19 protein-coding genes are annotated in these 22,300 nt (G+C 71.1%); 12 read left to right on the forward strand and 7 right to left on the reverse strand.

The window, feature by feature from the left end:
• Positions 1-39: 39 nt before the first annotated feature.
• Entirely contained in the window at positions 40-936 is an 897-nt protein-coding gene (locus tag ACFQUZ_RS04805; protein ID WP_377437991.1) for a hypothetical protein, read from the reverse strand.
• Between the two features lie 367 nt (positions 937-1,303).
• Between ACFQUZ_RS04805 and ACFQUZ_RS04810 the strand changes: the two genes are divergently transcribed.
• Genes ACFQUZ_RS04810 through ACFQUZ_RS04820 form a run of 3 tightly spaced genes read left to right on the forward strand, consistent with a single transcriptional unit; the run spans position 1,304 to position 4,521 of the window.
• A complete protein-coding gene (locus ACFQUZ_RS04810; RefSeq protein WP_377437993.1) occupies positions 1,304-1,765 on the forward strand; it encodes a hypothetical protein in 462 nt (153 codons plus the stop codon).
• Between the two features lie 24 nt (positions 1,766-1,789).
• Positions 1,790-3,880 carry a sensor histidine kinase gene (locus ACFQUZ_RS04815; RefSeq protein ID WP_377437996.1) on the forward strand — a complete coding sequence of 697 codons (2,091 nt, stop codon included), beginning with the start codon at positions 1,790-1,792 and terminating at the stop codon, positions 3,878-3,880.
• On the forward strand, positions 3,877-4,521 hold the full coding sequence (locus ACFQUZ_RS04820) for a response regulator (protein WP_377437998.1): 645 nt from the start codon (positions 3,877-3,879) through the stop codon (positions 4,519-4,521). The genes ACFQUZ_RS04815 and ACFQUZ_RS04820 overlap by 4 nt, the downstream gene beginning before the upstream one ends.
• A gap of 9 nt (positions 4,522-4,530) precedes the next feature.
• On the opposite strand, the gene ACFQUZ_RS04825 is transcribed toward ACFQUZ_RS04820, so the two are convergent.
• On the reverse strand, positions 4,531-5,598 hold the full coding sequence (locus ACFQUZ_RS04825; RefSeq protein ID WP_377438000.1) for an ATP-dependent DNA ligase: 1,068 nt from the start codon (positions 5,596-5,598) through the stop codon (positions 4,531-4,533).
• 198 nt (positions 5,599-5,796) lie between these two features.
• Here ACFQUZ_RS04825 and ACFQUZ_RS04830 point away from each other — a divergent pair, with 198 nt between their 5' ends.
• Positions 5,797-6,915, forward strand: a complete 1,119-nt coding sequence (locus ACFQUZ_RS04830) for an N-acetylmuramoyl-L-alanine amidase (protein WP_377438003.1) — start codon at positions 5,797-5,799, stop codon at positions 6,913-6,915.
• 44 nt (positions 6,916-6,959) lie between these two features.
• Here the strand turns inward: ACFQUZ_RS04830 and ACFQUZ_RS04835 are convergent, their stop codons facing one another.
• A complete protein-coding gene (locus ACFQUZ_RS04835; protein ID WP_377438005.1) occupies positions 6,960-7,706 on the reverse strand; it encodes a class I SAM-dependent methyltransferase in 747 nt (248 codons plus the stop codon).
• 82 nt (positions 7,707-7,788) lie between these two features.
• On the opposite strand from ACFQUZ_RS04835, the gene ACFQUZ_RS04840 reads away from it, so the two are divergent.
• The 3 genes from ACFQUZ_RS04840 to ACFQUZ_RS04850 are packed head-to-tail and all read left to right on the forward strand — an operon-like array spanning position 7,789 to position 10,880.
• Entirely contained in the window at positions 7,789-9,015 is a 1,227-nt protein-coding gene (locus tag ACFQUZ_RS04840) for a nucleotide sugar dehydrogenase (RefSeq protein WP_377438007.1), read from the forward strand.
• Complete coding sequence (locus tag ACFQUZ_RS04845; RefSeq protein WP_377438010.1) at positions 9,012-9,845, forward strand: glycosyltransferase family 2 protein; 834 nt, start codon at positions 9,012-9,014, stop codon at positions 9,843-9,845. The genes ACFQUZ_RS04840 and ACFQUZ_RS04845 overlap by 4 nt, the downstream gene beginning before the upstream one ends.
• Before the next feature lie 9 nt (positions 9,846-9,854).
• Positions 9,855-10,880 carry an NAD-dependent epimerase/dehydratase family protein gene (locus ACFQUZ_RS04850; protein WP_377438013.1) on the forward strand — a complete coding sequence of 342 codons (1,026 nt, stop codon included), beginning with the start codon at positions 9,855-9,857 and terminating at the stop codon, positions 10,878-10,880.
• Between the two features lie 50 nt (positions 10,881-10,930).
• Here the strand turns inward: ACFQUZ_RS04850 and ACFQUZ_RS04855 are convergent, their stop codons facing one another.
• Together ACFQUZ_RS04855 and ACFQUZ_RS04860 are read right to left on the reverse strand one after the other, a co-directional pair.
• Entirely contained in the window at positions 10,931-12,844 is a 1,914-nt protein-coding gene (locus tag ACFQUZ_RS04855; RefSeq protein ID WP_377438016.1) for a hypothetical protein, read from the reverse strand.
• A 288-nt stretch (positions 12,845-13,132) separates the two neighbouring features.
• Entirely contained in the window at positions 13,133-13,381 is a 249-nt protein-coding gene (locus tag ACFQUZ_RS04860) for a DUF6458 family protein (protein ID WP_377438018.1), read from the reverse strand.
• A 139-nt stretch (positions 13,382-13,520) separates the two neighbouring features.
• Here ACFQUZ_RS04860 and ACFQUZ_RS04865 point away from each other — a divergent pair, with 139 nt between their 5' ends.
• Positions 13,521-13,886: an ArsR/SmtB family transcription factor gene (locus tag ACFQUZ_RS04865; RefSeq protein ID WP_377438020.1), complete on the forward strand. Its 366-nt coding sequence runs from the start codon at positions 13,521-13,523 to the stop codon at positions 13,884-13,886.
• 2 nt (positions 13,887-13,888) lie between these two features.
• Positions 13,889-14,146, forward strand: a complete 258-nt coding sequence (locus ACFQUZ_RS04870) for a hypothetical protein (RefSeq protein WP_377438022.1) — start codon at positions 13,889-13,891, stop codon at positions 14,144-14,146.
• On the opposite strand, the gene ACFQUZ_RS04875 is transcribed toward ACFQUZ_RS04870, so the two are convergent.
• Complete coding sequence (locus ACFQUZ_RS04875) at positions 14,130-14,810, reverse strand: DedA family protein (protein ID WP_377438024.1); 681 nt, start codon at positions 14,808-14,810, stop codon at positions 14,130-14,132. The two genes, ACFQUZ_RS04870 and ACFQUZ_RS04875, sit on opposite strands and share 17 nt — an antisense overlap.
• A gap of 361 nt (positions 14,811-15,171) precedes the next feature.
• On the opposite strand from ACFQUZ_RS04875, the gene ACFQUZ_RS04880 reads away from it, so the two are divergent.
• Positions 15,172-16,179, forward strand: coding sequence for an ATP-binding cassette domain-containing protein (locus ACFQUZ_RS04880; RefSeq protein ID WP_377438027.1), 1,008 nt, complete (start codon positions 15,172-15,174; stop codon positions 16,177-16,179).
• The gene (locus ACFQUZ_RS04885; RefSeq protein ID WP_377438030.1) at positions 16,176-17,036 is read left to right on the forward strand and encodes an ABC transporter permease; all 861 of its coding nucleotides are present in this window, start codon (positions 16,176-16,178) and stop codon (positions 17,034-17,036) included. The genes ACFQUZ_RS04880 and ACFQUZ_RS04885 overlap by 4 nt, the downstream gene beginning before the upstream one ends.
• Before the next feature lie 75 nt (positions 17,037-17,111).
• Here ACFQUZ_RS04885 and ACFQUZ_RS04890 read toward each other — a convergent pair whose 3' ends face one another.
• On the reverse strand, positions 17,112-20,390 hold the full coding sequence (locus ACFQUZ_RS04890) for an ATP-binding protein (RefSeq protein WP_377438033.1): 3,279 nt from the start codon (positions 20,388-20,390) through the stop codon (positions 17,112-17,114).
• A gap of 509 nt (positions 20,391-20,899) precedes the next feature.
• Here ACFQUZ_RS04890 and ACFQUZ_RS04895 point away from each other — a divergent pair.
• Positions 20,900-22,189 (forward strand): cytochrome P450, encoded by a 1,290-nt coding sequence (locus tag ACFQUZ_RS04895; RefSeq protein ID WP_377438036.1) that lies wholly within the window; start codon positions 20,900-20,902, stop codon positions 22,187-22,189.
• Positions 22,190-22,300 lie beyond the last annotated feature (111 nt).

Below are 22,300 nucleotides of genomic sequence, written 5' to 3' on the forward strand. Positions count from 1 at the left end.
CTCGGGGGAGCCCGGGGATCCCGGCATGGTCTCCCGCGGTCAGGGACCGCAGATCGCCTGTGCCACCAGGTCCCAGCTCGCGTTGGTCGGGCTGGTCTCCACCGCGTAGACCGACGCTGTCCGCTGGTCACTCGACGGGAACACCTGCTGGATGGCCACGCCCGCCGGGGTGTCGGTAAGCGAGGTCCCGCCGCTGGTCGCGGCGGCGACACTGTGCAGTCGGGTGCCGACCGGGCACTGCACGGATGCCGACTTGGCGTTCGCCGAGCCGGTCTGCGTCGACGGAGCGCCCTGCACCGAGAAACCGGAGATCGGGTTCGCGCAGATCGCGTACGCGGTCACGTTCCAGGTCGCGGCATAGCCGTTGGCGTCCTCCTTCGCCGTCACCCGCGCGATGTCGCGGGGGCCGGACGGTCGGGCCAACTGGAGGCTGACCTGCCCACCCGGGTTGTTGATCCGGGCCCCGGTGCCGATCGCCCGCTTGGTGCCGCCACACCCCGCGGCCGTCTCCTGCACCGTCGACGAAGACGGTGCGGTGGAACCGCTGACGACCTCATACCCGGCCGGCGCGGCGGCGCAGATCGCGTATGCCTCGACCCACCAGGTGCCGGTCATTCCGGGCGCCACCTCGGCGCCGGAGGCCACGTAGCTGTCCAGGTTGCCGGAATGCACCGGCTCCAGCCCGGTCACCATCACCTTGGCGTCATCGGCCGCCGCGAGGGCGAACACCCAGCCGCCGCCGCCCACCACCACCTTGCCGGCCGGGCAGGCGGCGATCGCCGTCTTGACCGGCTCGGAGTCGGTGAGCGACGTCGCGCTGACCCGCTGCCAACTCGGCAGGGCCGACGCCTGTGGCGCCCCGCCGAGCTGCGTACCGGCGATCATGACCAAGCCGAGGGCCAGCCCGGCGGCCACTCGCCACGTTCGTGCGTTCATAACTCTTTCTCTCCTTCTACCGCGTCTCCGCCTCCGTCGGCGGCGACGGGAGAACCTTCGCGGGCGCGGTGTCCCGGGTTCGAGGGATCGGCGTCCCGGGGCCCCGGGTGGTTCGCCCGAGATCGACCGGCGGCGGCCTCCGGTTGGTCCCGCCCGTCCGGGACGGATGTCCCGTGCGGGCGGGGCGGGTTTCCGGTCAAGCTGTCGGAGATTCGTCAGTGAACAGGGCGAACGCCGCCGGAAATGTCAGCTGTGTCGATGGGCAGTGCTCTTACGCTGAGGACTGGCCGGCAACCGGTGACGTGACCCGGCGGGCCATCCCTCACCTCTGGCGTCCGGCGTGGACGCCGCACCGAAAGGAACGACGATGCATTCGTTCACCGGAATCCTCGTCATCCGCAGTGACGACGCCCGGGCGCACCTGTACCCGGACGTGACCACGTTGCTTGCCGACACCGGCATCGGCGCCGTCGGCGACACCGCCCACCCCGTCGAGTTCTTCGACAGTGCCGGTCGCCGGCTGGCGGCCAGCTTCGACAGCACCTGGCGGCTGCAGAAGTTGATCCCGGCCAAGGACGAGCCGCAGCCGGAACTGGTGCTGGCCCGGTTGGCGACGGCGATCCGGCTGATGGAGGAGTACCTGCGGGAGAACCAGGACAAGGTCACCGAGGCCGGGCTCGACCTCGACCAGGGGTTGGCTCGGTTGCCGAGGGCCGAGGCCGCCGCATCGCTGCCGGACATGCTGGCCGACTGCGCGCCGCTGATGGGTCACGGCAGCGAGGACTCCCGCGATCCCTGGCACAACTTCTGGGTGCACGGCGTCATCTGACCGCGGCCGGAACCGGAGAAGCGCATGGAAACCGACGGCAACCGGCGCGTGGCTCGCCCGGTGCTTCTGGCGGCGGTCGCCGCGACGATTGTGGGAGCGTTGGGCGTCCACCTGTTCGGCCTGGACCGGCCCGCCGGGTACCTGATCGCCCTGACCGCGCCCGTCGCCGTGGCGTACACCGTGATGGGCGCCGTCGTTCTCGCGGGCCGCCCGGGACATCGGATGGGCCGGCTGATGCTGGGCACCGGCGCGGTCGCCGCCCTTGCCACGGTGGCCGCGAGTTGGTCGTCCTGGCTGCCGGCGGCGTGGCTGAGCCAGTGGTCTTGGTGGCCGGCCTTCGGGTTGATCTTCCTCACTCTGGCGCTCTTCCCCGACGGGCGGCTGCCCGGTCCGCGCTGGCGGCCGGTGGTCGTGCTGATCGTGACCGGCACGGCGGTGGCAACCCTCGCGCTCGCGGTCGCCGCCGTGGACCACCCGCGGGACCTGCTCACCGAGGTCATCGAGTTCACCCCGCGGGCCCAACTCCTGATCCGGGTGGCCGCGCTGGCCGCGGTGGTGGCCCTGGCGGGCCTGCTCGGCGCGCTGTGGTCACTGTGGCACCGCTGGCGGCGGGCCGACGGAGACGTCCGACGTCAACTCGCCTGCCTGTTCCCAGCGGTCCTGGTGATCCTGCTGAGCCTGGCCGTGCTGAACCCGCTCGGCATCGGCGCGAGCTATGTGACCACGGCGGTCGCTGTGCCGGTGGCGATGTGCGTGGCGATTCTGCGGTACCGGCTGTACGGCCTGGACCATGTGGTCAACCGTTCCATCGTCTGGTTGGTGATGAGCCTGCTGGTGATCGCGGGGTTTGTCGCCGCCGTGACCGTGCTCCGGGAGGTGCTGCTGGCTGGCACGGCCCGCGCCGAATCGATCGGTTCCCTCGTGGCGACGGGTCTGGTCGCGCTCGCCTTCGAACCGGCGCGGGGGCGGGTCCAGCGCGGCGTGGACCGCTTGGTCTACGGCGACCGCGACGATCCGTACCGCGTGATCGCGCGGCTGGGCGACCTGCTGGCGGGCACGGGCGAACCGCAGGCGGCGTTGCCCCGGCTGACCACGGTGGTGGCCGACTCGCTGCGACTGCCCTACGTGGCGGTGGAGGTGACGGGTCGGGACGGCACGCAGGTGCTTGCCGAGCATGGTCGCCCGGTGCCCGGGGCGGAGATCTTCGACCTGGTCGCGCGCGGGGAGAGGCTGGGGCAGCTGGTGGTCGCGCCGCGCGAGCGGGGCGGGCGACTGACGCGGCGGGAACGCCGGTTGCTCGGCGATGTGGCGGCGCAGGCCGCCATCGCGGTCGAGGCCACCCGGCTGGTACGCGACCTGCGTGACTCCCGGGAACGACTGGTGATGGCCCGGGAGGAGGAGCGGCGACGGCTCCGGCGGGACCTGCACGACGGGCTCGGCCCGACGCTGGCCGGGATGTCGATGCAGGTCCGGGCGGCCCGCAAGCTGATGGCCGAACCTTCGCGGGCGGACGAGATCCTCGCCATGCTCGCCGACGACCTGCGCGGCTGTGGACGGGAGTTGCGCCGGCTGGTGGACCAGTTGCGACCGCCGGCTCTCGATCGTGGGCTGGCCGACGCCCTGCGGGCGGAGAGTCACCGCTTCGACGGGCCGGCGCTGGCGGTTCGGCTGACCGTCACCGACGACCTGGCCGGGCTGCCAGCGGCCGTGGAGGTGGCCGCGTATCGTATCGCCGCCGAGGCGCTGACCAACGTGGCCCGGCATGCGAACGCGACCACCTGCCGGATCACCGTGACGCGAGGCCGGTGGCTGACCCTGGAGATCGTCGACGACGGGACCGGCATCGGCGCCACCGCCCTCGGCGGCGCTGTCTCCGCTGTCGGTGGGGTCGGCCTCGACTCGATGCGGGATCGGGCCGCCGAGCTCGGCGGCGACTGCGAGATCGGCGACGCGGCGCCGCACGGGACCGCCGTCACCGTCCGCCTGCCGTTGCCGGCGGCCGGGGTGCCGCCACCGTCGGTGGGCGCGGCGTCGGCGGGTGTGGATCTGGGAGTCCTGGCCCCGGCGGCCGCTCCGGTCCCGGCCGATCCGGTGGGATCGGGGACGGGCGAATGACCGGCGAGGTGCACGTCCTGGTGGTGGACGACCACCCGGTGGTACGCCGTGGCCTGCGGACGATGCTGGCCGGCGAGCCGTGGGTGGGCTGTGTGTCGGAGGCGGCCACGGTAGCCGAGGCGGTCCGAGCGGTCACCACGCGGCCAGTCGACGTCGTGGTGATGGACGTGGCGCTGCCGGACGGCGACGGTGTGGCGGCGACCCGGCAGGTGCTGAGGGCGCGACCGGACGCCACCGTGCTCATGTTGACCATGGCCGACGACGACGAGGTGGTGACCCGGGCGCTGCGCGCCGGAGCCCGCGGTTACCTGCTCAAGGAGACCGATCCGGACCTGATCCTCGACGCCGTGCGGACCGTGGCCGCCGGTGGAGTGGTGCTCGGGCCGAGGATCGGGCCCGCGCTGCTGGCCGACGCGCCGGGCTCGGCCGGGCGGCTCCCGCCACCGTTCGACCAGCTCACCGCCCGGGAACGGGAGATGCTTGTCCGGTTGGCGGCGGGGGAGAGCAACGCCCGGATCGCCCGGCACCTGGGCGTCAGCGAGAAGACGGTACGCAACCAGCTCTCCACCGTGTTCGGCAAGCTGCGGGTCGGCGACCGGGTGCAGGCCGCGTTGCTGGCCCGCGACGCCGGCCTGACCTGAGGGATCGCGTCAACCGCCCATCAGCACGTCGGCCAGGTTGAACCGGACCGGCCGCTCCAGCTGCTCGTACGTGCAGGAGCGCGGCTCCCGGTCGGGACGCCAGCGCTCGAACTGTGTGGTGTGCCGGAACCGCTGGCCCTCCATGTAGTCGTAGCGGACCTCGACCACGCGTTCCGGTCGCAGCGGTACGAACGACAGGTCCTTGCCGGCGTTCCACCGGCTCTGTTCGTTGCGGCGCGGCGTGCGCTCGCCGCTGGAGTGCGCGGCCCAGTCCCACGGGTGGCCGTCCAGCGCGGTGACCAGGGGCTGCAACTCGGTGAACAGCTCCTTCCGGGTGGCCATCGGGAACGCGCCGATCACCCCCACCGACACCAGCACGCCACGGTCGTCGTAAAGCCCGAGCAGCAGCGATCCGATCCGGTCGTCGCCGGACTTGTGCGGCCGGTAGCCGGCCACCACGCAGTCGGCGGTGCGCTTGTGCTTGACCTTGGCCATCACCCGCTTGTCGGGCTGGTAGGTCAGGTCGGGGCTCTTGGCGATCAACCCGTCCAGGCCGGCGCCCTCGAACTCGGCGAACCAGCGCCGTGCCGTGTCGATGTCGGCGGTCAACGGGGTGACGTGCACCGGCGGCGCGGCCCGGGACAGCGCCCGTTCCAGCACCTGGCGGCGCTCGGCGAAGGGCCGGTCGGTCAGGTCGTCGTCGCCCAGGGCGAGCAGGTCGAAGGCGACGAAGCTGGCCGGGGTCTGCGCCGCGAGCAGTTTCACCCGGCTGGCCGCTGGGTGGATGCGCTGCTGCAGGGCCTCGAAGTCCAGCGTGTTGCGTCCGGTGTCGGCGACGATCACCTCTCCGTCGATCACCGCCCGCTCCGGGAAGTTGGCCAGGACGGCCTCGACGACCTCGGGGAAGTACCGGGTCATCGGCCGCTCGTTGCGGCTGCCGATCTCCACCTCGTCGCCGTCCCGGAAGATGATCGACCGGAAGCCGTCCCACTTCGGCTCGTAGACGTGGCCGCTGGGTATGTCGGCGACGGGTTTGGCCAGCATGGGCGACACGGGAGGCATGACCGGTAGATCCATCGGGCCATCGTCCCGCTGGTCGGCGCCCTTGTCTACGCCAATCGCGGTCGAGCCGGACCGGACGTTCGTGCCATGTCAAGGGGTCTGGTGCCGGCCGAACTTTGGCAATATCCTCCAGACAGTCTCGTAGCCATGTAGATCTTTTTCGTCCTGGGCCACCCCGTCCGTACTCCAGGGAAGGAACCCACCATGTCTCCCGTGCCGTCCGAGATCGACCGCCGAACCCTGCTCCGCGCCGGGCTCGGCGGCGCCACGCTCGCCGTGGTCGGCAGCCAACTCGCCACGGCGGCGCCGGCGCTCGCCGCCCAGCCCGGCGCCGACCTCGACTGGATCATCAGTTGCGACGAGTGGGGCGCCCGGCCGCCGGCCAGCGAGATCCAGCTCAGCGCCATCCCGACCAATAAGATCATCGTCCATCACATGGCCTTCCCGAACAGCACCGACTACTCCGTCGAACACGCGAAGCAACTCGCTCGGGACTGCCAGGACCTGCACATGGACGGCAACGGCTGGGCGGACACCGGTCAGCACTTCACCGTCAGCCGGGGCGGTCACGTGCTGGAGGGCCGCCACCGGAGCCTTGAGACGCTCGCCGCGGGGGAGCGGCAGGTCGTCTCCGCGCACTGTCCGGGCGAGAACGGGCGCTCGATCGGCATCGAGAACGAGGGCACGTACGTCGACGAGACCCCGCCACGGGCGCTGCTCGACTCGCTGACCACGCTCTGCGTGACGATCTGCCGGCAGTACGGCCTGCACGCGCACGACGTCTTCGGCCACTGGGACTTCCGGGCGACGCTCTGCCCCGGCGCGGCGTTCTACCGGCAGTTCCCGGCGCTGCGCCGGCGGGTGGCCGCGGGGCTCGGCACCCGCAAGGGCGACATCCCGGCGCGGCGTTGGCCGGACATCTGGCGATTCGTCGGTGGTCCGGTGGTGCGGGTGGCCCAGTACCTGCTGGCCCATCGCGGGTACGCGGTGCCCGTCACGGGTGTGTTCGACGCGGCCACCGTCGCGGCCGTGCAGGACTGGCAGGCGCGTAACGGACTGCCCGTCGACGTCGACGCCACGCTCACGGCGGCGACCTGGGAGACTCTCGCCCCCGAGCTGACCAAGCAGGCCAGCGGACTGCCGGTGCAGGCCATCCAGTTCATCCTCAACCACAAGGGGTACGCCGAGGTCGCGCTCACCGGGGAGTTCGACCATCCCACCAGGAAGGCCGTGCAGGACCTGCAGAAACTGCATGGATTGCCGCCAAACGGCCTGGTGGGCACGACCACCTGGTGCGCCATCGTCGGCGGGGTGGTGCGCCAGGCGTTCTGAGCCGAGGTGGTGAGGCGGTGCCGCGCGCGGCGACAGGACCTTGCCTACCGTTCGCCCGCGGTGGTGCGTACGGCCCACGCGTCACCGTCAACGGTGTCCGGTATCCCGACGCGGGTGGCGGCGACGAACATCTGCCGGCCGAATAGCCGCCAGGCCGGTCGAAGTCGCAGGTACCACCGGACGTACGCCGGCCGGATCCGCATCCGGGCGTCCTTCACCGTGTACGGCAGGAAGCGGGGAATGACCTCGTTCGGCTGGAAGCCACTCATCCGCAGCCCTTCGACGAGGCTGAGGTGGGTCACCGGCAGGTGATGGTCGAAGTAGTCCCAGTAGCGCTGCCCCACGAAGCGCAGGTTGGGCATGAGGACCAGGAGTTGGCCGCCGGGGCGGAGCACGCGGTGACACTCGGCCAGCGTGCGGAGCAGGGCTGGCTTGTCCGGCAGGTGCTCGAAGAAGTTGGACGTGAAGACCGTGTCCACCGAACCGGTGGCCACCTGGGGCATGTCGTCGCTGGGGGCCAGGACCACGTCGGCGTCCACCGCGTACCGGACCGTGTCCGGGTTGAGGTCCACGGCGATCCGCCGGCGGGCCCGGCACGCGTTGATGAACTCGCAGGACCCGGCGCCCAGGTCCAGTACGACGTGGTCGGCGGGGATGCGGTGGTCGAGGAAGCCGCGGCAGAGTTCCGTCCACAGCAGTCGCTTGGCCGCCAGGTCGGCGTCGGTGAACCGGCCGGCGTAGAGCCGGGCCAGTTCCCGGTCGGCGAGGCTTCCGGGCGCTCGGTTGGTCACCAGGCGATGGTAAACCGCAAAAACCCGCCAAACAGTCAAAAAGCGCCCTAACGTATCGTCATCGCCCATATATGGAGGAACGATGACCGGCGCGCGGAGCGAGATCATGGTGCTGGACGAACCCTTCGTCCGGGACGTCGCCATAGTCGGCGGCTGCGGGCGGGTGGGCCTTCCGCTGGGGTTGGCCCTCGCGGCCGGTGGACTGTCGGTGTCGCTGTACGACCTGAACGAGTCCGCTGTGGCGCTGGTCAACGACGGCGTCATGCCGTTCGCCGAGGAAGGCGCGAGTGACCTGCTGGACGCGCTGGTGCGGACCGGGCGGATCTCCGCCAGCACGGATCCGGCGGGGGTGAGTGGCGCCGAGAACATCATCGTGGTCGTCGGCACGCCCGTGGACGAGCACCTGAACCCGGACCTCACCGCCGTGCCCCGTGCGGTCGAACAATGTGCCGGGCACCTGCGCGACGGGCAGTTACTCGTGCTGCGCAGCACCGTCCACCCGGGCGTGACGGCGCTGACCGAGAAGCTCCTGGCCCGGCTCGGGCGCCGGGTGGATGTGGCCTTCTGCCCCGAACGCATCGCCGAGGGACGGGCGCTGACGGAGTTGTCCGACCTCCCACAGATCGTCGCCGCCCGGCACGATCGGGCCGTCCAGCGGGCCGAGAAGCTGTTCCGGCACCTGACCGACCGCGTCGTCGTCCTCACCCCCGAGGAGGCGGAACTCGCGAAGCTGTTCACCAACACCTGGCGGTACGTCAAGTTCGCCACCGCCAACCAGTTCTGGATGATGGCCAACGACGCGGGCCTGAACTACCAACGGATCCGGGACGCGGTCACCTACCGCTACCCGCGGGCGGCCGACCTGCCCATGCCCGGCTTCGCGGCCGGTCCGTGCCTGTTCAAGGACACCATGCAACTGGCCGCCTTTCATCGCAACAACTTCGGGCTGGGCCACGCCGCGATGCTGATCAACGAAGGGCTGCCGCTGTACCTCGTGTCGCGCCTGGAGGCCCGCTACGACCTCGCCCGGATGCGGATCGGCATCCTCGGCATGGCGTTCAAGGGGGGCAGTGACGACTCTCGGGAGAGCCTGGCCTACAAGCTCCGCAAGATCCTGCTGGTCAAGGCGGGGGCGGTGACCTGCACCGACCCCCGGGTGCCGGACGAACGCCTGCTCGGGCTGGACGAGGTGCTGGCGGGGTCGGACTTGTTGATCATCGGCGCGCCACACCCGGAGTACGCCGACCTCCGGACCGACCTGCCGCTGGTCGACATGTGGGGCCTGACCGGGCGGGAGCCACTGGTATGACGCCACGGGTCTCCATCGTGGTGCCCGTCTACAACGAGGGCGCCGCGATCCTCGCCTGCCTCGACCGGATCCGGCGGGACGTGTTGCTGCCCGCAGAGGTGCTCGTCGTCTACGACACCACCGAGGACACCACGGCGCCGTACGTACGCCAGGTGGCCGCGACGGATCCCCGGGTGCGCCCCGTGCTGAACCGGTACGGACCCGGTCCCGCGCAGGCGGTCCGGTATGGAGTGGACGCGTCCGTGGCGCCGGTCGTCGTCGTCACCATGGCCGACGGGTCGGACGATCCGCGCCAGATCGACGATCTGGTGCGGCTCGTGGAGCGGGGGGTCGCGGTGGCCGCCGCCTCCCGGTACATGCCGGGCGGACAGCAGGTCGGCGGCCCCCGGTTGAAACGGACGTTGTCCCGCTGGGCGGGACGGAGCCTGCGCCTGTTCGCCCGGGTGGGCACCTGCGACGCGACAAACAGCTTCAAGGCGTACGCCACAGACTTCGTTCGGGCGGTCGGCATCGACTCACGCACCGGCTTCGAGATCGGGCTGGAGCTGACCGCGAAGGCGACCCGCCTGGGTCTGCCCGTGGCGGAACTGCCCACCATCTGGCTGGACCGGCGGTTGGGCGAGTCGCAGTTCGACCTGGGCCGGTTCCTGCCCGGCTACCTGCGCTGGTACCTGTTCGCCTTCGGACGTCCGCTGACCCTGGAGAAGCTGACCGATCGACGCCGGATCGCGCCCGAGCGGTCGACGACCCGGCCGGTCAACGCCGTGGCCGATCGAGGTGGCGACATGTCCCGGGAGATCCGTGATACCGAGACCAGCAAGGTCCATTAAGGAGTAATTGTGAGCAGAGTCCTGGTCACCGGCTCGGCCGGCTTCATCGGTGGGTACCTCGTGCAGGAGCTGCTCGGCCGTGGACACGAGGTCGTCGGTGTCGACAACTACTCGAAGTACGGGCCGGTTGCCCACTCGTACGACGATGATCCGCGCTACCGGTTCGTCGAGGGCGACGCGCGCGACACCGGCCTGCTCGCCGGTCTGCTGGCCGACTGCGACCACTTCGTGGCCGGGGCGGCGATGATCGGCGGGATCTCGTACTTCCACAGCTACGCCTACGACCTGCTCGCCACGAACGAGCGCATCATGGCGGCGTCCTGTGACGCGGCGCTCCGGGCTTTCCGGGGTGGGCGACTGCGCAAGGTGACCTACCTGTCGTCATCCATGGTGTTCGAGTCGACGGACCGTTGGCCGTCACGGGAGGGTGACGAACGCCGGGTACCTCCGCCGCTCTCGTCGTACGGCTTCCAGAAGCTCGCCGTCGAGTACTACGCCCGGGCGGCGTGGGACCAGTACCGGCTCCCGTACACGATCGTGCGTCCGTTCAACTGCGTGGGCGTCGGTGAGGGGCGGGCGTTGGGCGAGGCGGAGGTGCTCTCCGGCAATGTCAAGCTCGCCATGTCGCACGTGGTGCCCGACCTGGTGCAGAAGATCCTGAAGGGACAGGATCCGCTGCACATCCTCGGCGACGGGCAGCAGGTCCGGCATTACACCTACGGTGGCGACCTCGCGCGGGGGATCGCGACCGCGATGGAGCACGAGGCCGCGCGGAACGAGGACTTCAACATCTCCACGGACCGCTCCACCACCGTGCGGGAGCTGGCGGAACTGATCTGGCAGAAGATCAAGGGCCCGGAGCTACCGCTTCGACTGATCTCCGACAAGCCGTTCGAGTACGACGTGCGGTGCCGCATCCCCGACGTCCGGAAGGCCCGTGACGTGCTCGGTTTCCAGGCCAGCACGAGTCTCGACGAGATGCTCGACGAGGTCATCCCCTGGGTCGGTCGGGCCGTCGAGGAGGGTCGCCTGTAGCGGCGTTCCGACGAGAGCCGCCCGGTGCAGCCCGTTGGCCCGGGCTTGCGTCACCGCAGGGTGATGGCCTCGAACCGGACCGTGCCGGATCGGTCGAAGCTCAGCGTCCGGTAGCCGAAGGGGGCACCGACCGCGGATCGGGCGGGCACCGACACGAGCAGCGGTGCGTCGCGGACCGCCGCGGGTACGGGGTGGCGGGTGCCGTCCACGGTGGCGGTCGTCGGGCCGGGCTCCTTGAACAGCGTGCGGGTCAGCGCGGCGATCGGCGACGGGGCGTCGGGCACGTACCGGGCCACGACGATCTCCCCTGGTGCGGCCACCGGCGTGTCGACGCGTTCGCCGGCCCGTACGCTTCGCGTCGCCAGGCTGCGTGCCGGGCCGCACCGGTCGCCGACGTGCCGGAGCAGCAGCCATCCGCCCGATTCGGTCTCGACGCGGTAACCGCAGGTCAGTTCGAGCAGGTAGCGCGGGGTCTCCCAGCGGTGGTTACGGCCGTCGATGGCCAGTCCGGGGCGGCGGAGCACACGGTGGTCCGCCGCCGCGCTGGCGATGGCTCGGGCGTTCCGTTCGTCGAGGCCCACGGTGTACGCGGCGTAGGTCTGGAAGACCGGGACCGGCCGCCAGTCCAGCCCGTAGGCCCATGGGAGGGTCGCCTCCCAGGGGTCGACACTCACCGGGTGTCCCCGGGTCGCCGCGACCAGGTCCGGCGGGAGCCGGTACGCCTGGCGGGCCTGATTCGCCGCCCCTGCCAGGGCAGCCGCCCGCTGGTTCTGGTCGAACACGACCCGGCCTGTCTCCCGCCAACGGTCCATGGCGGCGATCGCGTCGAAAGCCTGGGCGTGCGGCAGCAGGCCGACGGCCAGCAGGGCGGCGATCAGCGGCGCGCCGGCCCGCCGGGCGTGCCCGGCCAGGGCGAGCAGCGCGAACGCCAGCAGCAGGAAGAACGTCCACTCGTGATAGCTGTCGTGCCGGACGAACCCGGCCTTGAGGCCGAACGCCACGGCGATGGCCAGTGGCGGGACCAGGTGGAGCGCCGTGCGCCGGCCGCCGGCCCGGACCAGTCCGGTCACGGACACGGCCGCGACAAGCGCCAATCCGGCGGCGGCGAGGTAGCCGCCGACGCGATGATATTCCTCTTTCGCCATGCCGGCGGCGTAGCCGCTGGCGAGGTCCCACGAGCCGGTGAACCAGCCGGCCAGGTCGCCGGGGCGCTGCCCGGCGATGATCCAGAACAGGAGGGTGGCGAAGGCGAACACCGTCGCCGCGACGGCGAGACCGCGGGCGACGCCGCGCCGGGTGGTCGCCCGCAGCGCCACCGCGCCGGCCAGCGCGAGCATGATCAGACCTTCGGAGAACTTCACCTGGCACAGCAGGGCCGCCAACGCGCCGAGAGCGGCGACCGGCCAGCTGTCCTGCCATCGCTGTGCCCGGCCTTCTCCCCACCGGAGGTCGAGCAGCGTGACCGCCACTGTGGCGGCGACCAGGGCCAGGCCCGGTTCACTGTTCGGCACGAGCAGGACGACAAGCAGCGCCGCCGGGCCCACGATTGTGGGTCGGCACAGCCGCCGCAGGCAGAGGTACGCGGCGACGAAGACGGCGGTCGTCACGAGGGCCGCGAACAGGACTCCCTGCGCGAACTGGGTGCCGCTGACCAGCAGTGGGCGGTCCAGGAATCCCCACGGCCCGTAGGTGAAGATCAGTTCCCGCCCGAACCGGAGGCCCTCGGTGGAGGCCACGTTGATGCCGGTGACCCACCCGGGATCGAGGCCGGTACGCGGCACCGCCGGGGTCACCGGAGCGTCCAGGATCAGCGCCACCACGAGCCAGCCGACGGTTGCCGTTCGCCCGCCCGGCCGACGAACGACGGTCCACCATCCCGCCGGCAGCGCCGGCCAGCGACGCGTCGGCGTCCGGACGACGTCCCGTAGCGGCGTGTCGAGTGCCGATGTCCCTTGTGGTCGCATGCTTCCACCCGCGTGCCGCGCCGCGGAATCCGCCCGGACGTACCGGGAAGGTCCCGATCCCGGGTGTTCCGGGATCCCTGAGAGGTTTCCGCGCTCTCCTGAATGGTCGATAACAGGATAGTTTAGGCGGTTTGACCGTTTCAGTGAAATGTCGAACGGCGGCAGCGCGGGGTGACCTCGGACCGGAGCGTGCCGGGTCGGGTCGAAGCTCGGTATCCAGCGGTCGAGCCTGCCGCGCACGACCACCCGTTACGAGGCGGGCCCGTGAACGGGTGGTCGGACGGGCGGTCAGATCGGCCGGTCGACGTCCCGCCGGTACTCCACCGGCTCCTCGCGGACGACCTCGCGCTGAGGTGCCGTGGTGACGACCTCGCGGCGCCGCCCCCAGATCAGCGTGGTCATGATCAATCCCAGTACGCCGGCCGCCATCAGCACCCACCCGACGACGTCGACGTTGAGCCCGCCGATGTTCACGTCCAGGGCGAAGGTCAGGATGGCGCCGAGCGCGAGCAGGAAGATGCTTACACCGATACCCACGACAGCCTCCTTCGAGGGAAAGTTGTGTGCTGTCGGGCAAACAAGTACCCGGCCGGGTGGTCGGGGTAAACGCCGGCCGTCCCGGTGCCGCCGGTCGGGGCGGCGAGGTGGGCCCGGTGGCGTGCTAGCTTGCGGTGCGATGCGCGGGGAACCCATCACGACCGATCCGGCGCCGACCGGCGACCGGCTGGTGCGGGTGCTGGCAACGTTGGCCAACCCGCACCGGTTCCGCGTGGTGGCCGCGCTGGCCCGGCGGCGCAACTACGTCAGCAGGCTGGCCCGGGAACTGGGCATCAGCCGGGCTCTGCTGCAGGTGCACCTGCGCAGGTTGGAGGCGGCCGGATTGGTGTCCGCCCAGATGGAGCTGTCCCCGGATGGCAAGGCGATGAAGTTCTACGAGGTCACCCCCTTCGCGATAAGCCTGACGCCGCAGTCCATCGCGGACGCCGAGGCGACGCTCGGCGAGGTCCGGACGACCGGGGACGACGAGGACGGAGAATCCTGACCATGAACGTGCGGGCATGGGCGGACGTGATCGGCACCGCCGGCTTCTTCACCCTGGTGATTGTCTTGATCATTCAGGGCTCCCGGATCTGGCGGTCCCGGCGAGCGGCGGTCCCGGAGTCCCACTACCGGGAACTCGCCGAGCATGCCGTGCGCGTCCAGGAGGAGACGGAACGCCAGCTGCGAGAGACCGCCGAGCGGCTCACCGAGATCAATACCAGGGTGGCCACCCTGGAACGGATCCTCAAGGACGTCGACTGACAGTCCGTCGATCGGCGGGGTCGACGGATTCCAGGGGGTCGACGAGATCCGGGTCGACGGAGCCTAGGGGGTCGACGGCGGCGGGCCGGACCCGCCGCCGAAGGTGGCGCTCCACCAGGCTCAGCGCGCCGGCCACCGTTACCGCGAGCACGATGCCGGGCACGATCCGGAACAGCGGGTGGTTGGCCGCGACGGCCGACCCGAGCCGGCCCAGCACGGTGATGTACCCGGCCCACAACGTCGCCGCAATCGTGCTGACCAGGAAGAATCGCCGGGTCGGGTAGTGCAGCGCGGCGGCCAGGAGGGTGCTCGCGGTCCGGCCACCGGGCAGGAAGCGGCCGACAATGACGGTCAGCGCGCCGTACCGGGCCATCGGCCGTCGTCCCCACCGGAGGAGCCGGCGGACGGGGCCCCGGGCCAGCCGGGCCGGGTTCACCGCATTCCGACCGAGTAGGTAGGCGGCGGCGTCACCCGCCACTCCGCCGACGGTCGCGGCAGCCACCAGCCCGGCGGTGTCCGGCAGGCCGGTTGCCGCGTACGCCGCCAGGGTCAGCACGACGAACTCCGACGGCAGGACCGGGACGATTCCGTCCGCGGCGACCAGCAGTGCCACCACGAGATAGAGCCAGGGCGAGGTGGTCAGGGCGTCCACGTACTCCGGCATGTCTCCCCCGTCGTGTTGGCAGGGCCGGGCCGCCGGGCCGGTCCCGGCGTCTCATGCTCATTCCTAGTGGCACCTGCTAACTCAAGCTTGCGGGTAGGTGGGTGGGTGGTCAACCCTGGCCCATCCCCGGTCAAGACGCCCCTAATGGTTGAGCCACGGTGTCGCTTCCGCACGCATAGCGTTGAGCAGCGCCGGATCACGTGCGGCGTTCGCTAGATCCGATCTAGCGGCCCGGCGGTCGCGGTCTCGCGCCTACCGGGTGGGAGCGCCGACTGGATCGGCGGGACGGCGGCGACGCCGTCCCGCCGGCGTCCCCGTTGATGAGTTGAGAAGAGCGCAACCGATGGGAAGGACACAAACGATGAGCAAGCGGCCAACCGGCCTCGCCATCGAGGCCGTCGGCCTGACCAAGACGTTCGGTGCGACCCGCGCCCTGGACGGCATGGACCTGGCGGTGCCGGCGGGCACCGTGTACGGCCTGCTCGGCCCGAACGGTGCGGGAAAGACCACGGCGGTGCGGGTGCTGGCCACCCTGCTACGTCCGGACGGTGGCACCGCACGCGTGTTCGGGCACGACGTGGTGCGCGCCGCGGACGAGGTGCGGTCCCGGGTCAGCCTGACGGGTCAGTACGCGTCGGTGGACGAGGACCTGTCGGGGATGGAGAACCTGCTGTTGCTCGGCCGGCTGCTCGGGCACCGCAAGTCGGCGGCCCGGGAACGCGCCGAGCATCTGCTGACCGCCTTCGGCCTGACCGACGCCGCCGACCGGCAGGTGAAGAAGTACTCGGGCGGCATGCGCCGCAGACTGGACATCGCGGCCAGCATCCTCAACACGCCGGACCTGCTCTTCCTCGACGAACCAACGACCGGCCTCGACCCGCGCAGCCGCAGTCAGGTGTGGGAGATCGTCCGGGCGGTGGTCGCCCAGGGCACCACCGTGCTGCTCACCACGCAGTATCTGGACGAGGCGGACCGGCTGGCCGGTCGGATCGCCGTCGTGGATCACGGCAAGGTGATCGCAGAGGGCACCCCGGGCGCGCTCAAATCCTCGGTGGGTGCGGGCACCGTACACGTCCGACTCCGGGACCCGGAGCGACGGTCGGAGGCGGAGCGGCTGCTCGCGGCCGCCCTCGGAACGGCGGTGCAGCCGGATCCCGATCCGGTGGCCCTGACCGCCCGACTGTCCGGCTCGGACACCGACCTGGCAGCCAGCGAACAGGCGGCGAAGGCGTTGGCCGAGTTGGCGCACGCCGGCATCGTCGTGGACGACTTCTCGCTTGGCCAGCCCAGTCTGGACGAGGTGTTCCTGGCCCTGACCGACCGGCCGGCGCAGCCCGCCGCCGATGTACGCCTGGAGGCGACCGCATGACCACCACCGCCACCACGACCGACAGCCGCGAGACGGCGACCATCTACGTCCCGTCGGCCGAGGCGCTGGCCACCGTTCTCGCCCCGGGCGTTCGGCCACCACGGCCCAGCGCGCTGTCCGCGTCGCTCACCTTCGGCTGGCGCGCGATCCTGAAGATCAAACATGTCCCCGAGCAGTTGTTCGACGTGACGGCGTTTCCGATCATCATGACGCTGATGTTCACGTACCTCTTCGGTGGCGCGCTGGCCGGCTCGACCCGCGAGTACCTGCAGTTCCTGCTGCCCGGCATCATGGTGACAAGCGTGGTCATGATCACCATGTACACCGGGGTGGGCCTCAACACCGACATCGAGAAGGGGGTCTTCGACCGGTTTCGGACGCTGCCGGTCTGGCGGCCGGCCGCGCTGGTCGGCATGATCTTCGGCGATGTCCTGCGCTACATACTGGCCGCGACGGTGATCCTCGCGGTCGGCTTGGTCCTCGGCTTCCGGCCGGGTGGCGGTGCGGTCGGGGTGCTCGCCGGAGTTGGTCTGCTTGTGGTCTTCTCGTTCGCGTTCTCCTGGATCTGGACCCTGTTCGGCCTCATCCTGCGCAGCGAGAAGTCGGTGATGGGCGTCAGCATGCTGGTGCTGTTCCCGCTGACGTTCCTTAGCAACGTGTTCGTCGACCCGGCCACCATGCCGGGCTGGTTGCAGGCGTTCGTCAAGGTCAATCCGATCACGGTGCTTGTCGACGCGGTCCGCTCGGTGGTCGAGGGCAATCCGGACGCGAGTGCGATCGGTTGGACGCTGGCGGCCAGCGCGATCTGCCTGGCGGTGTTCGGCTCGCTGACCATGTACCGCTACAACCGTCGCTGACCGGACGGCGCGGGGCCTCGGCCGGGCGCCGGGGCCCCGGCCAGCGCCGGCAGCGAACAGGTCGTGCCGGATCGTTCAGCGACGCCACGGCACCGGCTCGGCCGGCGCGTACCGGCAGGAGGTGCCTGTGGAGACCGCCGCGCGCAGGTGGTCGGCCAGCTCCGGATGTCGTTTGTCGACCTTCCGCAGTACGTCGCGGATACGAGCCGCGACGGTCTTTCGGGCCCGCTCGCCCTCGTCGCCGAGCCGGCGGTCCCGACCGGCCAGGCCGGCCGCGGCGCGCAGTTCGTCGAGCAGGGCGGTGCGTTCCTTGTCGAGAGCGGTCACCCGGTCGGTCCTACCGAGCAGCGCGGCCCCGTCGATGGCCTCGTCGAGCGCGTCGAGCCGGCGCCGGTACCGCGTCTTGGCCTCGTCGTCGAGGATGGGATCGGCGCCCAACCGGCGCGCCGCCACCAGTTCCGGACCCGCCGTCGGGTCGAGCAGCTCCACAGCCGGCACGTCGACACCCGGTCGGCCGAGCAGCAGATGCAGATCTCGCAGGCCCTTGGCGTCCGGCAGGTGGACGACCCGGCCACCGTAGGACAACCGCCACACCGCACCCTCCCGGCGGAACTCGTAGTCCGGTATGACGGCGACGGGCGACGCCTGGGCAACGTCGCGGGCGGTAGGGGCGCCGGACACCGCGTCGGACCGGTCCGCGTCCCGCCCGATCGGTCCCGCCGAAACCTGCCACATGCCCAACTCCGCTGCCTCCTGCTCGGCGTCGGCTCGCAGCCGCCGGGCGGCGTCCACGTCACCCCGACCCGCCATCGCGTCGGCCAACCCGGCCCCCGCGAGCACCGCCCAGGGCCGGGCGCGCAGCCGGTACGCGGACTCCCGTGCTGCCGTGAAGCAGCCGACCGCCTCGTCCCAGCGACTCTCGGCGGCGGCCAGCAACGCCAGCCAGAAGTCCGCGGGGCCGCTGATGTCGCAGCCCCACATGGAGACCAACCAGTCACCGCGATGCGGGGCCAACGCCGCCCGGACCTCAGAGCAACGGACCGGCTCGCCGGTCAGGGCCGCCACCCGGGCGCGCAGCCGCAACCGGAGGGGTTGCATGTAGCGGGGGTACGAGACGCCGCTCGCCTCGATCTCCGTGAGTTGGCGCACCGCCCGCTCGACGTCGCCTCGCTCGGCGGCGGTGAGCGCACCGAGGAGATCGAGGTACGGGTAGTCCGTCGGATCCAGCGTGTCGAGCAGTTTCTCCGCCTCCGGGTACCGCCCTCGCAGCAGCAGGTCGGCCCAGCGGAGGTGGTGGTGGGCCGAGCCGAAACCGGACTGGTCGCCGTGGTCGGGCTGGGCCACCTCGTCGATCAGAACGGCGGACTCGGCGAAGTCACCCTGGAACGTGGCGATGATGGCGCGGTCGATGGCGGACATCAGCCGGGACCGCCGGCCACCGTCCTGGGCGCACATGTCGGCGAACGTGCGGAGCTGCCGGAGATAACCGGGATCGCCCTGCTCGACGAGGTTGACCCAGCGCAGCGACGCGGCGAAGGTCTCCGTCTCCCGGTCGCCGCTGCGCCGCGCGACCTCGATCATCTCGCGGGTCAGTACCTCCCGCTCCCGGGCCATCCCGAGGCCCCAGATGCCGTCGTGCCGGGCCCACAGGCTGAAGGTGAGCGCGTCATCGTCCCGGTCCCGGCGGGCCAGCGACTCGGTGCGGGCGATCAGGGACTCCACCAGACGCTCGGGCGGTAGTCCCGGATCGGTGGCGCCGATCAGCCGGTCGTGTGCCTCGCGTACCAGTCCGCCGACGAACTCCGCGCCGTCGTCCAGGTGCCGGTGCGCGGTGAGGGCGACCCGGGTCAGCAGCACCGGATCGTCCGCGCGCCGGGCCAGCGTGGCGGCCTCCCGGAAATTGCGCCGTCCCTGGCCGGTATCAAGGAGATGGCACATCTGCTCGGCGAGTTCCAGGGCGAGCCGGGCCGCGCGGGCCGGTGACTCGGCAAGCGTGATGGCCCGCCGTAGGTGGCCGGACGCCTCCTCGACGGCGAGCCGGTTGGCGGCGTCCCGGGCCGCGGCCTCCAGCAGGTCCACCGCCCGGCCCGGATCGAGCGCGTCACCCGCCAGGTCTGCGTGCCCGGCCAGTTCAGCGGGGAGCAACCCGTGGGCGACACCTGGTCGCCGGTCGACCGCCCGGATTACGTCGGCATGCCGACGGCGCCGGCGCGGACCGTCGAGCGCGTCGTACAGCGTCTCCCGCACCAGGTCGTGGGCGAATCCGAACCGGCCGTCGCCGCGAGGAACCACGAGCCGGGCCGTTGCCGCCCGGTCCAGCAGCCGATTCACGTCGGCCACCGGGGCCTCGACGCAGGATGCCAGCAGGTGCGGGGAGAAGGTCTGACCGAGCACCGCGGCGGTCGTCAGCGCATCGGCCACTTCCGCCGGCAGCAGGGACAGCCGGCGCCGTACCGCCTCGCGTACGCCCGGGGGCACCCGTTCCACCGCGCCGTCGGACTGCCACAGCCGCGCGGTCTGCTCGACGAAGAACGGGTTCCCACCGGTGCGTCGGTGCACCTCGGCGACAAGGTCGGAGCCGGGTCGCCGGCCGACGGTCCGCTCGATCAGGATCCCGACCTCGTCCCCGGAGAGACCGGTCAGGGTCAGCGGGGTGGCCCGGCTCAGCAGCGGAGCCAGCAGCGGTTGTGCCGGGTGGCCGGGCGAGTCGACCTCGACGTCCCGGTAGGTCCCGATCAACAGCAGCCGCTCGAACCAGGTGTGTCGCGCGGCGAACTCGAGCAGCCGCAGCGTCGCCCCGTCGGCCCAGTGCAGGTCGTCGAGGAGCACGACGACAGGTCGCCGCTGGGACGCCGAGACCAGCGCGGTGGTGACCGCGTCGTGCCGGCGGAACTCGTCCGCGCCCTCGCCGCCGGTCGTTCTCGCGCCGCCGGCTCCTCCCGGGTCGCCGGTGGCGTCCACGTCCCCGGCCGGCCCGACGCCGTGGCCGTCCGACCCGGCCGCCGGAGCGTCCCGCCCCTCGCCGAGCAGCACGAGGAGGTCGGGACCGATCATGTCCAACGAGGTTGCCCACTCCGTGGCCGGCACACCACGCCGAAGGCCGCGAATCACCTGAACCCATGGCCAGTAGCCGGGCGCGCGGTCGGAATCCCAGCAGGAGCCGCCGAGCACCAGTGCGCCTCGCCGGCGCGCCTCCTCGGCGGCGCCGGTCACCAGCGTCGTCTTGCCGATGCCCGCTTCCCCGGCGACCAGCACGAGGCCGCCGTGGCTGCCCACCACCCGGTCGACCTCGGCGCGCAGCACCGCGACGGCGTGCTCCCGTCCGATGATGTGCTGGTCGACTCCGCTGGCCATGGCTACTCGACCGTAACGGACCCCACCGACATTCCGGGATCAGGATTCGGGCGACCGTCGGCCACCCACGGGTGGAGGCGTACCGACCGGGCATCCGTGCCTCCCGGCGGGCGTGTGGCCCGCAACGGCCAGGCGTGGGCCCGTGAGGCGGGCGTGGGCCGGTTAGGCGGCGAGCGTGGCTGGGAACGTGGCGGGCGTGGGGTGCCGCTGTCTCGCGACGGTCGGCCGGTTGTCTCGCGGTCGGCGTCGGTCCGAACATTGCGAGGCGTCTTCGGCAAATTGCGTTCGACAAGTTGGCCCTGGTGGAGCGGAGGATTCGGGTTTCGAGATCCGCTGAAAAATCCTTGGTCGGCAGCAAAGGCCATCTATTGACTAACCGCGACGGGGGGTGCACTGTATGTGACAACAAGGGGACAGAGGGTGAGGGGATGTCAATTCCGTAACCGGCTCGGTCCGGTTTCCCAGGTGGTTGGCGCCTGCTTACCCTCGGCGTGCAAGGGGGCCCGGACATGCAGCTCAATCCCTACGCGGGAGCGTATCTGACGGATCCCGGCATCATCTGGCGGCGCCTTCTCGACGATCCCGTCGGCGCCCACTACGCTGATGATCTCGGTCTATGGTTGATCAGTAAGTACGAATACGTGCGGCGGGCCCTCGGAGACCCCTCGACGTTTGCGAATGCCCTCACCTTGCTGCCGGTGTACCAGCCGACACCTGAGGCGCTCGCGGTGATTTCCCAGATTGATCCGCCGCCCACCACCGCGGCCGCCGACCCGCCGACTCACCCCCGCACCCGGAAGGCGCTGCGGGCCACCTTCGCCAACACCGACCGGCGGGTCGAGGAACAGTACGGAGGGATCGTCCGCCGCCGTGTTGACCAACTCGTTGACCGGCTGGCCGCGCGCCCCGGTGAGCGGGTCGACCTGATCGCCGAGTTCGCGGCCGACCTGCCGTTGCGCGTGGTCCTCGACATTCTCGGTGTGCCGGAGTCGGACGTCGGACGGATCAAGCAGTGGTCGGACGGCCAGATCGCGCTGATCTGGGGATGCCCGAGCGCCGACGAGCAGCTCCGCCTGGCCCAGGGGCTGCTCGACTTCTGGCGGTACTGCCAGGACCTGGTCGCCCGGCGAGCCCGGAAGGGCTGGATCGGCACCGACTTCGTCAGCCGGGCGCTCGCGTACCGGGGTGGCGACGACGCGGTGCTGACCGAGTCGGAGGTCGCGAGCATGGCCTTTAACCTGCTCGTGGCGGGCCACGAGACCACCGCCGGGCTATTGGCCCACGCCCTCGACTTCGCGCTCACCGAACCTGACCGATGGCGAGGAATGGCCGTCGATCCGACCGGCATCCCCTCCTTCGTCGCGGAGACCCTGCGCTACGCGCCGGCGATTGACGGCTGGCTCCGGTTGACCCTGCGGCCGGTGACGCTGGGTGATGTGACGATTCCTGCCGGCGCCCGCTGCCTCCTGCTGATCGGGGCGGCGAACCGGGATTCAGCCGTGTACCGCGACCCGGACCGGTTCGACCCGCACCGGTCGGTCGGCCGCGAGCACCTGTCTTTTGGTTACGGACCGCATTTCTGCATCGGTGCGGCGCTCGCTCGGTTGGAGACCGAGATCGCCCTGCGGCGACTCACCGCGGCCATTCCGGGACTGCGGTTGGCAGCCGACTACTCTCGTTCGTACAAAGCGAACTTTGCATTTCGAGCGCATCGATCACTGCCTGCAATCGTCGATATCGGCGTGCCGCTCGGAACGCCTGCGCAGCGGATGATGGCCTCCGTGCCGGAGGCCGCTTAGCAATCGCATATCTCCTGGCCAGGGCGGCATTGACGAGGAGTGCCGCCGAGCGAAACCGCGCCGGCCGAGTGGGTGTCCCGGTCACCCGCTCGGCCGGTGCTCGTCCGCGGG

The sequence above is a fragment of the Plantactinospora sp. GCM10030261 genome (assembly GCF_042666615.1).
Taxonomy (GTDB): Bacteria; Actinomycetota; Actinomycetes; order Mycobacteriales; family Micromonosporaceae; genus KBS50.

What these genes read in the sequence shown, in the direction of transcription:
- ACFQUZ_RS04895 (WP_377438036.1), top strand. Translation starts at nt 20,900, where the DNA reads ATGCAGCTCAATCCCTACGCGGGAGCGTATCTGACGGATCCCGGCATC.
- ACFQUZ_RS04875 (WP_377438024.1), bottom strand. Translation starts at nt 14,810, where the DNA reads ATGCCGGAGTACGTGGACGCCCTGACCACCTCGCCCTGGCTCTATCTC.
- ACFQUZ_RS04840 (WP_377438007.1), top strand. Translation starts at nt 7,789, where the DNA reads ATGACCGGCGCGCGGAGCGAGATCATGGTGCTGGACGAACCCTTCGTC.
- ACFQUZ_RS04870 (WP_377438022.1), top strand. Translation starts at nt 13,889, where the DNA reads ATGAACGTGCGGGCATGGGCGGACGTGATCGGCACCGCCGGCTTCTTC.
- ACFQUZ_RS04890 (WP_377438033.1), bottom strand. Translation starts at nt 20,390, where the DNA reads ATGGCCAGCGGAGTCGACCAGCACATCATCGGACGGGAGCACGCCGTC.
- ACFQUZ_RS04865 (WP_377438020.1), top strand. Translation starts at nt 13,521, where the DNA reads ATGCGCGGGGAACCCATCACGACCGATCCGGCGCCGACCGGCGACCGG.
- ACFQUZ_RS04810 (WP_377437993.1), top strand. Translation starts at nt 1,304, where the DNA reads ATGCATTCGTTCACCGGAATCCTCGTCATCCGCAGTGACGACGCCCGG.
- ACFQUZ_RS04820 (WP_377437998.1), top strand. Translation starts at nt 3,877, where the DNA reads ATGACCGGCGAGGTGCACGTCCTGGTGGTGGACGACCACCCGGTGGTA.
- ACFQUZ_RS04855 (WP_377438016.1), bottom strand. Translation starts at nt 12,844, where the DNA reads ATGCGACCACAAGGGACATCGGCACTCGACACGCCGCTACGGGACGTC.
- ACFQUZ_RS04825 (WP_377438000.1), bottom strand. Translation starts at nt 5,598, where the DNA reads ATGGATCTACCGGTCATGCCTCCCGTGTCGCCCATGCTGGCCAAACCC.
- ACFQUZ_RS04805 (WP_377437991.1), bottom strand. Translation starts at nt 936, where the DNA reads ATGAACGCACGAACGTGGCGAGTGGCCGCCGGGCTGGCCCTCGGCTTG.
- ACFQUZ_RS04845 (WP_377438010.1), top strand. Translation starts at nt 9,012, where the DNA reads ATGACGCCACGGGTCTCCATCGTGGTGCCCGTCTACAACGAGGGCGCC.
- ACFQUZ_RS04880 (WP_377438027.1), top strand. Translation starts at nt 15,172, where the DNA reads ATGAGCAAGCGGCCAACCGGCCTCGCCATCGAGGCCGTCGGCCTGACC.
- ACFQUZ_RS04815 (WP_377437996.1), top strand. Translation starts at nt 1,790, where the DNA reads ATGGAAACCGACGGCAACCGGCGCGTGGCTCGCCCGGTGCTTCTGGCG.
- ACFQUZ_RS04885 (WP_377438030.1), top strand. Translation starts at nt 16,176, where the DNA reads ATGACCACCACCGCCACCACGACCGACAGCCGCGAGACGGCGACCATC.